Origin of the sequence: Vibrio sp. Of7-15, from assembly GCF_022347565.1 — a bacterium.
Taxonomy (GTDB): domain Bacteria; phylum Pseudomonadota; class Gammaproteobacteria; order Enterobacterales; family Vibrionaceae; genus NORP241.
Genome location: NZ_JAKRGH010000003.1, coordinates 25708 through 38675, shown reverse-complemented (window position 1 = coordinate 38675; position 12968 = coordinate 25708). Strand labels below are relative to the sequence as shown.

8 protein-coding genes and 1 pseudogene are annotated in these 12968 nt (G+C 39.1%); all 9 read right to left on the bottom strand.

Annotation, left to right across the window (positions count from 1 at the left end):
• Positions 1–85: 85 nt before the first annotated feature.
• Positions 86–1546 (bottom strand): diguanylate cyclase, encoded by a 1461-nt coding sequence (locus tag MHO82_RS04845; protein ID WP_239182731.1) that lies wholly within the window; start codon positions 1544–1546, stop codon positions 86–88.
• Positions 1547–1889: 343 nt separating this feature from the next.
• Positions 1890–3689 (bottom strand): methyl-accepting chemotaxis protein, encoded by a 1800-nt coding sequence (locus tag MHO82_RS04840; RefSeq protein WP_239182730.1) that lies wholly within the window; start codon positions 3687–3689, stop codon positions 1890–1892.
• Positions 3690–4049: 360 nt separating this feature from the next.
• On the bottom strand, positions 4050–5975 hold the full coding sequence (locus MHO82_RS04835) for a methyl-accepting chemotaxis protein (protein WP_239182729.1): 1926 nt from the start codon (positions 5973–5975) through the stop codon (positions 4050–4052).
• A gap of 728 nt (positions 5976–6703) precedes the next feature.
• Positions 6704–7537 carry a transporter substrate-binding domain-containing protein gene (locus tag MHO82_RS04830; protein WP_239182728.1) on the bottom strand — a complete coding sequence of 278 codons (834 nt, stop codon included), beginning with the start codon at positions 7535–7537 and terminating at the stop codon, positions 6704–6706.
• A 94-nt stretch (positions 7538–7631) separates the two neighbouring features.
• Entirely contained in the window at positions 7632–9566 is a 1935-nt protein-coding gene (gene dsbD, locus MHO82_RS04825; RefSeq protein ID WP_239182727.1) for a protein-disulfide reductase DsbD, read from the bottom strand.
• Complete coding sequence (locus MHO82_RS04820; protein ID WP_239182726.1) at positions 9563–10441, bottom strand: FAD:protein FMN transferase; 879 nt, start codon at positions 10439–10441, stop codon at positions 9563–9565. The genes dsbD and MHO82_RS04820 overlap by 4 nt, the downstream gene beginning before the upstream one ends.
• Entirely contained in the window at positions 10431–11657 is a 1227-nt protein-coding gene (locus tag MHO82_RS04815; RefSeq protein ID WP_239182725.1) for a DUF3570 domain-containing protein, read from the bottom strand. The genes MHO82_RS04820 and MHO82_RS04815 overlap by 11 nt, the downstream gene beginning before the upstream one ends.
• Before the next feature lie 118 nt (positions 11658–11775).
• Positions 11776–11985: pseudogene (locus MHO82_RS04810) on the bottom strand (DUF4266 domain-containing protein); the annotation flags it as partial.
• Between the two features lie 494 nt (positions 11986–12479).
• Positions 12480–12938 (bottom strand): TlpA disulfide reductase family protein, encoded by a 459-nt coding sequence (locus MHO82_RS04805; RefSeq protein WP_239182724.1) that lies wholly within the window; start codon positions 12936–12938, stop codon positions 12480–12482.
• Positions 12939–12968 lie beyond the last annotated feature (30 nt).

Sequence of the window (12968 nt, the reverse complement as noted above, 5' to 3'; positions counted from 1 at the left end):
TATACCGCTACAATCAGCGGCCGTGTAGCTTACAGCATCCCACCATTAAGAGCTATCTTTCAAAACACTAGTATGGCGTCATTGCTCAATAATCCACAATAATATAGCCATTTCGCCCTTTTTCTTTCGCTTGATACAAGGCTTTATCGGCCAAATTGAACAATTCAAGCTTATTTATTGTCTGCTCTTCCGCACGTTTTTTAATTCTTACACCGCCGACACTCACTGAGACAACGTCTGCTACGTGAGAATATTGATGAATAATATGCTGATCAACCACAGCTTGGCAGATCTGTTTTGCAAGGCTCACAATATCAACTTGGGTTTGAGATGAAAAAAGAATACAGAATTCTTCTCCACCAAATCGCGCACTAAAGCCACCTTGTTGTTTACAAAGAGCATCAATCGCTTTTGCAATTCGGCTTAAGGCTTCATCCCCTTTCGTATGACCATAGTTATCGTTATAAGCCTTAAAACGATCAACATCTAACAAGAAAAGCGCAACATAATGCTTGCTGTCATTCAATAATACTTTATCTAAGGTTTGATCCAGCTTTCTTCTATTAGCAAGACCAGTTAAGGGATCATGTTCCGACAAATAAAGCAGCTGCTCTTTTTGTTGTTCTAAGTGGTTCAACAGATCAGAAATACTCAATGCAAACGATCTCAATTCAGCGGTATAAAACTGATCGATTTTAGGCACTAATCCCCCATGATCCTTAAAGTACTGTAGCCTGAGCGCTGCTTTCCTTAGCGGTGAAATCAAAATATTCACCACAAAAAAGTTCACCATCAATAAAATGACCGCCAGAATACAGATCCCAATCAGTTCAATTTTAGAAGCAAAAGGCGGCATCACGGCATTATGACGAACTTCTAACTCAATCGCAGAGCGGCCACGGTAATCAGGGATCACCACCCTTTCGATATTAGTCGGCCTCTTTACGACATAATCCATCTTTTTAGCCGTTCTCGTGGAGCGGATATGAACATTCAGGCCCGTTAAGCGCTGAATATCATCTTGGAATTCGGCTCGGATTTTTTTTAGCATCAGCATATAACCTGCATTACATTGCTGACCTTTGCTATTACAAATTCGGGTTGAAGAGAACAGGTAAGGCTCTTTATCTATCGTTATAAGGCCAACCACAGGTTCAGGATTAGGAGAACGATCTTTTAAAGTCTCAGCTAAGATTTCTCCATGCCGATACCGTAATGTGTTTAATTTTAATGGTAAACCGGTTTTTAGATCCTGTGCGTAAGACCAAATCTTCTGTACATCTTCATCGTAAACATAAAGTGCATCAATACCAATAGATTGAAAGATATAAGGCGTGAAGTTATCAGAAATGAACTGCTCAGATGGTGATACGACAAAATCTCGCATGCTGCCCCATGAAGCATAATCCCTAATCAACGAGCCCATAAATGACGTCTGAAAATCAAACACCGTTTTTACACGACTCACCTCTTCTTCTTGAGCAGAAATAACTGCTTTTTTTTCTTGCTCATAAGACCAAAAATACCGAAAAGAGACATAGCTCATTATAAAAATTACAACGGTCAGTATCGATAAAAGAATCGATAATCTCTTCAAGGTTAAATGAGATAAAGTCATTAATCCCTTATCAATTGCCAATCAACTATATGAAGCACTGTATCAAAAGCAACCTATTAAAAATACGCCACTACTTAAAAAGTAAACAATAAATAAAAATAAGTTGATTGGTTTTCAACAAAAGGCTGCGCATCCTAGGTCATTCATACTGATCTCGCTCACGCTCTTTCATGGAAGGCACTATGTTAATTTTATTTGGCCATCTCGACGTCACTCCCTCCAATGCCCCTTAGAACACTAAAGGGCATCACTTCTTTCATATACGACAGCGTTAATGAATTTTAAAAAACGATAGTTCCTTTTTTTGTTGTTCTGCTAATGATGCAAGCACATCAGCGGCTTGTTGTGTTTGATTAACCGCGACAACATTTTTATTCACTAAATCAAAAGCTCTTGTTGTATTTTGTGCAATCTCTTCAGTGACAGAGCTTTGCTCTTGTGATGCTGTGGCAACCAAAGTATTTATGTCTGAAATCGACTTAACAGAGCGGTGTATACTGCCAAATGATGATTTCACTTTGTCAGAAAGCTCTACAGATTCTTGAATTAACGTAATATTCTTTGACATATTGCTGTTGGCTTTTTCTGTCCTCTCTTGAAGACTAGAGACAATATCTAAAATTTCTTGTGTTGCACCTTGAGTCTTTGCGGCGAGCTTTCGTACCTCATCAGCCACGACAGAAAAACCTCGACCATGCTCACCAGCTCTAGCCGCTTCAATAGCCGCATTTAATGCCAAAAGGTTAGTTTGTTCTGAGATAGTATTAATCACACTCATCACTTCGCCTACCTCAATCGCACTCATGTTTAATTCTTTAAGAATACGAGACGTTTCATGCACTGAGTGGTTAATGTTATCAGTTAACACTATTGATTGTTCTAGCGCCTCATGCCCCAAATTCACATTACCTAAAGCTTTGTTAGCTTCTTCTTCCGCTTGAACAGCATTCGATGACACTTCTTTTGAAGTACTGGATAGCTCACTAATAGCAGTCGACACTTGTTCTATTTGTTCTGCTTCGTCATTCATGTTTTTTGCTGTGTCCTTCATGACCACAGCAAGCTCTTCAGACGAAGAGGTTACATTATGAGCAATCGATACTGAGGTATTAATCACTTTGGGCAACCTTTCAATTAAGGTTATCACTGATAGGTAAATACCCGTTTCTTTGCCTGTTGTTTTTATGTCTGAGTTAAATACACCACCAGAAATGTTTTTTACTATATTTTGGATATTCGTTGGCTCACCACCAATAGGTAAAAATACATTTTTTCTTAAAAAGTAAAAGGAAGTTAGAAGAAAAAGTAATAATAATACCACTGCCGTTAAGACTATTGTTATTAATAGTTTGTTTTTATCTTTAAGGACATTTTTTTCCATAGACCAAGATAAAACATTCCAACCTATATTGCCAATATCATTATAGTATGCGGAATATTTTATCCCTTTATCTTCTTCATTTTTTGATGTCCATTCTATATATGGATTTATTTTTGATAATGTTTTGTATTGAGGCTCTGTTTTAAAAACATTATCCCCAACATTAAAATATTCATTTTCTCTAACTGAAAACCCTAAATCAGTAAAAACAGTCAGATTGCTAGAATTTGGTAATGAGTTTAAAAAATTTGAAATATATAAAACTGGTATAGAGTATGACAGACTTCCTATAATTTCATTGCCTCTGTGTATAGGGTGAGTTATTGCAATAACATGTGCCTGTTCGACGTTTTTGTAGGGTGAGCTGATATTGAAAGGAGCTCTTTTTTCAAAAACACTTACAAACCACTCACGGTTACTTTTTTTAGCATTAAAGCCTTCATTTTGAATGAACTCCCCATCAATAACCCCATATGTATTACCTGTTGGCAACGTTATCCAAGACTCCAAAACACCATCAATATTATTCAATGACAATACAACTTTTTTCCCTATGTCATGATCAATATGGCCATTCGGTTTTATTATTTCGGGGTTTGATATTATATAGTTATCTAAAACATCAATATACCCATTGAGCTTTTCATTTATTATTGATGAAATTAAAGAGGAAGATGTATTTAATTTCATCTTTTCCATCGAAATAGAAGAAGAAGAGAAAATAAAGTTAATTAAGAATATAAATACCGATATCATCAAAGTTATCGACAAAGATATATATATAATTATTTTGTTTTGTAGTTTCACGGCCATAACCTAAATATCTAAACTAGAAGTAACTTTTACGTAAATTCCTTTAATAGGCTGTTTAACCTTATATGGAATGTTATTGAATAATATAATCACCCATATGCTTTCTTCCTCTTACATGATTAATTAAGAGGCTACTTCTAACATGGGCACTGTTTAGGCGACAACCTAACAGGTAATCACCACCGCCATAGACGGTGGTTTCAGCAATAAATAAGAACTTATTTAATTCAACTTTATTTACAGTGCAGAGACTTTAAATTGAGAAAGCTGATGTTTTTGATTTTCAGAGAGCTCTGATAAATGTGAGCTAGCTTGACTACTCTCACTAATACCTGCCACATTTTGGCTAATGATCTCATTGATCATTTCAACGTTTTCACTAATAGAAGAGATCGCTCTATTTTGCTCATTGGCGGCTTCTGCCATCTCTGAGTTTGTGTGTGAAATCATTTCGATAGAAGTTGAAATATCCGCGAGTTGCTTACTGGTCTCATGGCTCATTCTGCTGGTTTCATGAACCATATTGATGGATTCATGCACCGAACTCACCACATCTGACGACTTTTGCTGCAAGCTATCAATGATCGTTTGGATATCTTGGGTCGATTGTTGAGTTTTTGCCGCCAACATACGAACTTCATCAGCGACGACAGCAAAACCACGTCCTGTTTCTCCGGCACGTGCTGCTTCGATAGCCGCATTTAATGCCAGTAAATTTGTTTGCTCAGACACACTTTCGATCACATTGATCACCTCACTGATGCTATCGGTTTGATCCTTAAGCATAGTCACTTCGGTAGATGTGGTATCAAGTTGTTTAGCTAGACTTTGACTCAGCTGAGAGCTCTCATTTGCGGCAACGGCCCCCTGACGGCTTAATGCCAATACCTCACGTGCGCTTGTATCAGCCTGAGAGGCCGAAGCATCAACTTGAGTAGCGGAGCTAGAAAGTTCAGTCACCGCTGAAGCAATAAGCTCAACCTGAGATTTTTGCTCATGCACATTTGCTTCACTTTGAGTCATCACCGCAGCCAACTCGGTTGATGCAGATGATACTTCTTCACCAACATTACGTAGCTGACCAATCATACTTCTTAATGTATCAATGGTTTTGTCAGTATTTTTACATAGCTGACCGACTTCATTATCACCAGAAATATTCACCTGAGTACTCAGATCCCCTTTAGCTACATCAGACATCACTCGTTGTAGCTGAGTGATTGGATTAATAATGGTATCTGCCACAAACCAAGCAATAAGCAATGCAATCGACAAAGCAATAAACTGCATTGTGATCATGGTACTTTCACTGGATTGAATCTGCTCGGCGCTATCTGTTGCAAGTTCATTCGTTGTTAAAGATAACGAACGAGTAATACCAGTCAGTTCACTGTCAGCTTGTGGGCCCAGTGTACCTAAGCGAGTAATAGAGTCAGCGATACTATGGGCATCCGAGCTAACCTGCTTAGCAATACTTTCATAGCTGTTTATTTCTGAAGAAAGATACGCAGAAATGCTTTCAACTTGAACTTTAGACGCCAAATCTTTTAACGCATCAATATTATCAAAAACGGCTTTCTCTTTATCGAAGTTAACCGTATATAAGTAGATAATTTCTGTTTCAACACGGGCAGCCGTTTTCAATAATTCTTTTCTAATATTAGCCCAAGACATGCTCTCTTCATCAGATAATGATACTCGCTCAGACATGACATTAGCATTTAAAATAATATCGACTAACCAAGACTGTTTTTCATAATTAACACTTAAGCGTTCAAATGCATCAGCGGCACTTGAAATGGATTGACCATATTCTGATAGCACCTTAGATATGTTATTTTTAGTAGAAGATAGATCTTCCTCTAGCATTGAATCCGCTGAGTCTAAGCCTTTTAAAATCGTTGATGAGGAGATGGAAAAGGTTTGTTCGATTTCTTTAAACTGCTCAGGATTACTGTATGCATTAATAACCTGCATTCTCAACCTTAATAAATCTCGTTGAGACTGAGAGACAACAGAACTTGCTTCCGCTGTATTATTCGTCAAACGAGCACCATCCGACGCTTCTTGTAAATTAACCACCACATACATAGACGATGCAATAATTAAAAGAATTGAAACAGCAACAGGGAAAAGTACTTGATACTTTAGCCTAAAATTCATGAACCATGACATATTTATTATTCCAGTTTATAAAGCAATCATATTATTTTTGATTGTTAATTATTAATATTTATTTTGTGAGCATGACTAATCAACACATCCAATATGTATTCAATTTCGTCTTTTGTTAAGTGCTCATAGTGGTTAGCTGCTTTCTCAACTGAGAATCGTATATCTTCCATGATTCCAGCATGACTACTATCATTATTATTTTCAGTTATTAATTTCATCAGACAGCAATTGTTTATCGTTGATTACAACGAGCTAAAGGGAGCTTGAGTATAAGTTCCGCACATTAAACAATCAATTATTAACAAAAAATCAAAACAGATAAAACAATAGTAAACAATTTCAATAAAATCAAAGAAGTAAAACCAGTATAGCTACTTAATAAATTTGTTAATTTTATTTTTTTATCTCTTTTTTTATCTTTAATAAGAAATTATTTAAGAAATAAAGTAATGAACATACAAAATATCTATTGTTTTTTTTGTTTCATCTGATTTTAGTAGCTATGTGTCAACTCTATGTCTACCGACATAATTATGACGCAAGAAATCCACATAACTGTATGAACTGGATCACCAAAACAACTGAATGACAAAAACATCAGCATTCATATAAATAATGCATAGAAATATTACTGAATAGGTAGATAAAATCGCCTAATATATGAGGTTGTCAAACGTTTTATATAAGCTATAAATAATTATTTAAAATTAAATAACTCACCTTGGAATATACTTCCGTAAAAAGGTTTCTAATTCACCGCTTTTCTTTAACTCGTCTACCCCTTTATCAATAATCAACTTTAATTCATTCGCGTATTTAAACTGGCGCGAAATAAGAACATGAAATGTCTCTGGGTTTATATTAGGTATATTTTTATAATCCAACTGATTATATGATGTGGTTGGTAAACCAAGATAGTTTAAACCGAAGAAAATTTCAGAACGCGCTAAAAAAACTTTACAACGACGAGCAATTGTCATTTTAATTAAGGTATCATGATCTTTTGCAACTCTTTGAATCTTCCGATTATCAAAGCCAAAATTTACATAATTATACCCTTGTCGACCACAAATATTTTTAGAATCTATTTTTTGAACAGCTTGAAAACTTAATCCTCCAGGGTAATCCTCTCGTAAATAAAAATAACTTGGTGTAATCGAATAGTAAGGTTCCGTTGTAATAAAGCTAGCCACTCTTTCAGGATTTAATGATGCACTTAGAATCGCATCATACCGTCCTCTTTTTGTTAAATTCAAACAACGCTTCCAAGGAATAATTTCAAATTTCGCAACAATATCGTGTTTTATTAAAATCGCTCTGAGCACGTCTAAATCGTACCCTACACTTTTCTTTGTTTTTACTCCGTTTTCTCTAAGAAAAAAATTAAACGGGGGCCACTCACCATCCTCGGCACAGAATGTAACTACTTTTCCTGAAAGCTCAGCAGCACTGACGCCAACAGCACTACACACAAAACCTATAAACCATATCAACTTTATTATTCGTTTCATAAATCGTGTCATTAATGAACCTATCTCTAGTATAGACACGAACTACCCCAACTATTTTTATATAAATCAACAGACAAAAAAGGCCACATCGATAACTATCAATGTGGCCTCATCCTTTGCTAACAATAAACTTCTACCCTTGCTGGACTTTCTTCAGCTGATCCAGTAATTCAGCTTGCGTCACTTCACCCGTTAAACGTAAATCTCGTATCTCTTGACCTTCAGTATCAAAAAATAAAATCGCTGGCGGACCAAATAACTGTTTCTCAGCTAACCATTTTTGTTGATCATCACTATTTTCAGTGAGATCAAGCTTAATGGCTTGGTAAGACTGTAAAGCCTTCATCACTGGTTTAGTGTGAAACACCTCTTTTTCCATTACCTGACACGACGCACACCAATCGGCATACAAATCAATCATGGTGACTTTATTTTGCTCTCCCGCCGATTGGATGCTTTGTTTAACCAAATCTATTCGCTCTACGGTTGTAAAGGGGTTAGCAATGTATTCAGACTGAGTACCTGAGTGAGATGTGAGTTCCGATAAAGGATCAAGTGGGTCTGATGCCCCAGTAAACGCCCCTAATAACAGCATGACACCAAATGCCAATCCTATAAAGGCAGCTGACTTTTTCACGCGCTCCCACCCTGGTTGAGCAGCTTCCAATGCACCGAAATGAACCGCGCTACCAATAATAAGAGCAGACCATAAGCCTAACGTTATACCAGACGATGCAAAGCGGCTGACAAGTACGATAGCAACCCCTAACAGCATAATGCCAAATAACGTTTTAACCGCCACCATCCAAGGTCCAGTTTTCGGTAAGAAACGCCCACCTGTTGCGCCAATAACAAGCAATGGGATCCCCATTCCAAGCGCTAAAACAAATAAAGCAGATCCGCCCAACAACCAGTCTTGTGTCGTAGATACATACAATAACGTACCCGCCAAAGGCGCTGATACACAAGGAGAGACCACTAAGGCTGATACCGCACCCATGGCGAAGACTGCCAATGACTTACCACCAGAAAAACGCTGAGATTGATTATTAATGGCAACCTGAAAGCGAGATGGCAGTTGCAGCTCGTAAAGGCCAAACATAGATAAAGCAAGACCTGTAAATAACAGAGCAAATAAACTTAGCACCCACGTCTGTTGCATGGCTGCTTGTAAATTAATGCCCTGCCCTGCACTCGCGGTAAGAATACCAATAAGTGCATAACTCGAAGCCATCCCCAGTACATAAGCCAACGCTAAACGGAAGCCCTTCCAACCTGAAGTCGTTTCACCTTGCCCACCAATAATACTCGATAGAATTGGGATCATCGGCAAGATACAAGGCGTTAAAGACAAGCCTACACCCAGAACAAAGAAAATGACTAACGCTTGTAATAAGCTCGCTTTATTTAAGTAGTCGGACAAACCATCACTGTCTGAAGAGAATGTATTAGCCAACGAAACCGTCGATAACGGAGCAGATGAAGAAACGTTGTCATCACGTTTTTCTCCTACCTCGCTCCCCGTTTCCTCATGTTGCTCTGTTCCTTGCTCTAATTTGGCAAGGTTAAGCTTAGGTAAAGATAACTTAGGAAGAGCCTTTTCTTCTGGCGATGATGCCTCTTCGCTGTGATTTACGTTAGCTACTAATAGTGCAGATGGATCGGAAGAAATATTAATCTTTTGACTTTGCGGTAAATAGCAAAGGCCAACGTCAGCACAACCTTGATAACGAATTACCGCTTCCCCTTCACCACGATATGGAATCGTAACGGTTAACGGCTCATCGTATACCTTGACGGTGCCAAAGTTAGGATCGTCTTTCATCTTCCCCATTTGTGAGTATTGAGCAGCCTGTAACTGCAATTCACCTTCTGGGGAGGTAACAGAAAAACGTTTATGGTAAAGATAGTACTCTTCCGCAGTATCAAACTGCACCACTATGTTGGAATCGTCAACGGAATAGCTAAACGGAAAAGCCTCTTCAACGGGAAGAAAAACAGGCTCTTCACTGGCTATGGCATGAGCCGATAACATCAGCCCAAATAAAATAGAAATCATGCGCTTCATTGTAAGAACTCGGCATCTTGGTGAATGTTAAGGTGTGAATCAATCAACGCGATTCCCATCTCATCAGGAATAGAAATCTGCGGATTAATAGTAAGTGCAGTACTAAAAATGCCTGCTTGGAGCGCGCTGTCGCACACAACAGAAACCGAAAGAACAGAAGCATGAACTCCTTTTTCAGCGAGAATATGTGACACTCGCTCAGTGGCGATAGTTTGTTGCCTTTCATAATGAGCCGATGTGGTAAGAGCCTGCCCTTCCAGAGGCAAAGCAAACGCCACTTGATCTGGCTGCTTAGGGTTTCTTACTGCAACTACAAACGCTGAGCCATCTGGCTTCTGACCCACAGTTCGTACATCGCCACCGAAGTTAATCAGGGCACCACTAACACCTGCACATTCTAAAATTTCAGCGGCCTGATCAACAGCAAACTCTTTGATCACACCGCCTAAATCAAACTGTGTTTGAGCAGCAGGTACAACTAACTCATCGCCTTCAATAGACCAAGAATCTTTCCCCATAAAAGGCTGGTTTTGCTTAAAGAGATCCTGTTTAGAAAGATCTGGAGAGCGCTCGATCGCTTTTTTAAGCGTCCCAACCGTAATGTCAAAACTATGATCAACATGATCTGCCCATTTTTTGACCTCACAAAACACAGCTAGCGAGGTAGCATCAAGCACCACTCGGTGACCTTGTCGGTTATTAAGTACAGTAGATAACCATGACTTCTCATCATAAAAACTGTATTTACGCTCTAGCTCTTGGGTAACTGACTCAATTTTCTGAGCAAGCCCTGCTGCCTGCTCATCAAAAATTTGTAGCTCGCAAAGAACCGTCATTGCGGTAAAGGTATGGCAATACGGCATTTTAGAACTCATAAGTCGCCCCTACAGACCACCAGCTCGCTTCATACCCATTGGTTTGTTCGTAATAAGCATATGATGCGTTACCACGTAACTCAGCGGTAATTTTATAACTGGCACCAACCTCATACGCATTACCAGTATAAGTACCTAAACGTAAATCTGAAGTCGCATAACCTGTTGCAGCAAAAGAAGGATCTCTAGATGTTGGATCTCGATAAAAATCAGCACCTTCCTGATTGTACCAAGTGTAACCCGGCATAATGCTTAATGAATCGGTAATTTTATAGCTCGCTTTTAAGCTCAGTTGATGAGAGCTGATCCCCCAATCATCTGAAAAATATTTATATCTTGGGTTAACGACCAGCTTGCTATTTACGTTGTAAAAACTCTGCACATTGAAACCACCCGACATACGTGTATCAGGACGTGAATCTTGGCCTAAAAACACTTCATCATCTTCAATGGTGCCATTGGCATTAATGTCGATTTCTCGCAATACCGTTAAGTAGTGATTGCTCAAGTAGCCCGATGTGTAACCCGCGTATAGTGTGAAAGTGGAGTAAAAATTAGGGGTGAATATTTGCGATAACCCAACTTCCACATCACCCGTGAAGATATCTTCCCATTGCTGGCCATTACCGTAATTGGCGTACTTCTGAAATGCTGTTGTTTCATCGAATAAAGTAGAAAACCCCACCGTGTACGAACGGTTTTTACGGCTATCCGCATAGAAAAGCACTTGCCCGTTCATGCCCATGCTGACGTAATCTTCTTCTTTCGAGTAATTACCACCAAACGTCCACTCATTACGCTTCTCATCACGGTAAGTTAAACGCGCATTAATGGATTGGCGAGTATCTTCTAAGTCATATTTTTGTACAGCATAATTATCACGATGTGGATCATACCCAGCTCGAATGACTTCATCTGTTAGCTTCTGAGCTTGTACTGTTTTGTTGTGTCGATTAACCAAGTCCGCATCACCAGTGCTTGCTGTAGTTGGCCCCCAAGATGGCGATGCACCCGATACAGAATCGTAGCCCAATTCAACCGCTAAGGTATAATCAAGGCCAAAGCTCTTTTCAATGGAGGTGACTAAATCTTGCGCTCGGACTTTATCTCCATACTCTTCAAAGTTCATGTAGTGCTGCGAAATGTGATCAGCACCAATTGCAGGAACACTCACTGCTGCCGTCGTTAAAATAGTTAGGCTTAATTTCTTACTCATTATTATTACTTCATTGTTGTTTTTGTAGGGCTATGCACTGTTATCACGAGGCATTATTTCTGCTATTACAAATTGCTATCATCACTACGAAAAAGCGAATGGCTTAATGGAACGTGGCTTAGTTACAGCCACAACCACCGCCGCCAACACCACTACCACCACGAGCACCTTGCTTGTATGCCAATACCTTGTTGGTGAACAATTCAAATTCAGGAACCGCACCACCGGGCTTCATTTCTTGTTGCGCCAATGTACCCTTTTGCCACGGCTTCACTTCTTCAATCCCAAACCAGTCGTCTAAAAAGGCAAACATAGATGGCTCTTCTGCTGGAGCTACACTTTCAGGTGAGGCTAATGGTTCACCTTCTGAGCTATTAAGCAATGTCGATCCAGCCAATGCTGAAAGCCCTAACTTAGGCGTAGTGGTTTCCGAGGTTGTATCTTGCGATACCGCTGGTTTTGATAAGCCATTTAACTTAAGTGATAGGCCAGCGGGTTTAATTGCTGCTGCGGTCTGCTCTGTTGCTAAGTTACTTTTGCCTGGCACTTTTAAATTAGCCAGCGGCTTAATAAGCGCTCCGGATTCAACATCAGAGGCACTTTTGTTACCAAGTGATAACCCTTTGATACCATTTTGGATCGGTTTTTTTACTGTTGATTGCTGAGTCGGTTCAACCTGTACACTTTTACTGCTGTAGACGGATGTCGAGACATTCTCTTCATAGCTATAGTCATCTGCATAAGCACTGCTCATTACAACGCTTGCCGACAGTAAGCATCCGGCGTAAAAAAAGGGTTTCACTTGTTCTGATTTCACCATAGTTACAGCCCCATCTCTTTTAAATCGTTAATGATGACTTGTCTGATATGGTTAATTGCTCCAAAGCGAACTTTCAGTACCTGACCTTGATATACGTAGTAAAGAGCTGGCATTCCAACTGGCTTAAAGTAGCCAATAATTTCTTGACTAGGATCGTTCACCACAGGGAAAGTCAAACCCAGCTCTGCTTGAAATTTCTTAGCGACTTCAATGTCTTCATCAACATCAACGCCTAAAAAGACAACACCACTGCCCTCTAACTCTTTCGATAATTGATTCACTTCTGGAAGCTCTTCACGGCATGACACACACCACTCCGCAAAGAAATCAATGATCGTTAATTCATCAGGCTTTAAGCCCAGCTTCTTTTGAACCGCTTCAGGTAATTGATCCCCTTGCTGATACGCCATCGCATGGCTAGAAAACAACAAAGACAAAATCAACAACACTCTAGAAAACATAAATACCTCTAATAAAACAAATAAGAATCA

Coding starts and splice junctions, on each gene's coding strand:
- dsbD (WP_239182727.1), bottom strand. CDS start 9,566: ATGAAGCGCATGATTTCTATTTTATTTGGGCTGATGTTATCGGCTCAT.
- MHO82_RS04820 (WP_239182726.1), bottom strand. CDS start 10,441: ATGAGTTCTAAAATGCCGTATTGCCATACCTTTACCGCAATGACGGTT.
- MHO82_RS04835 (WP_239182729.1), bottom strand. CDS start 5,975: ATGAATTTTAGGCTAAAGTATCAAGTACTTTTCCCTGTTGCTGTTTCA.
- MHO82_RS04840 (WP_239182730.1), bottom strand. CDS start 3,689: ATGAAATTAAATACATCTTCCTCTTTAATTTCATCAATAATAAATGAA.
- MHO82_RS04845 (WP_239182731.1), bottom strand. CDS start 1,546: ATGAGCTATGTCTCTTTTCGGTATTTTTGGTCTTATGAGCAAGAAAAA.
- MHO82_RS04805 (WP_239182724.1), bottom strand. CDS start 12,938: ATGTTTTCTAGAGTGTTGTTGATTTTGTCTTTGTTGTTTTCTAGCCAT.
- MHO82_RS04815 (WP_239182725.1), bottom strand. CDS start 11,657: ATGAGTAAGAAATTAAGCCTAACTATTTTAACGACGGCAGCAGTGAGT.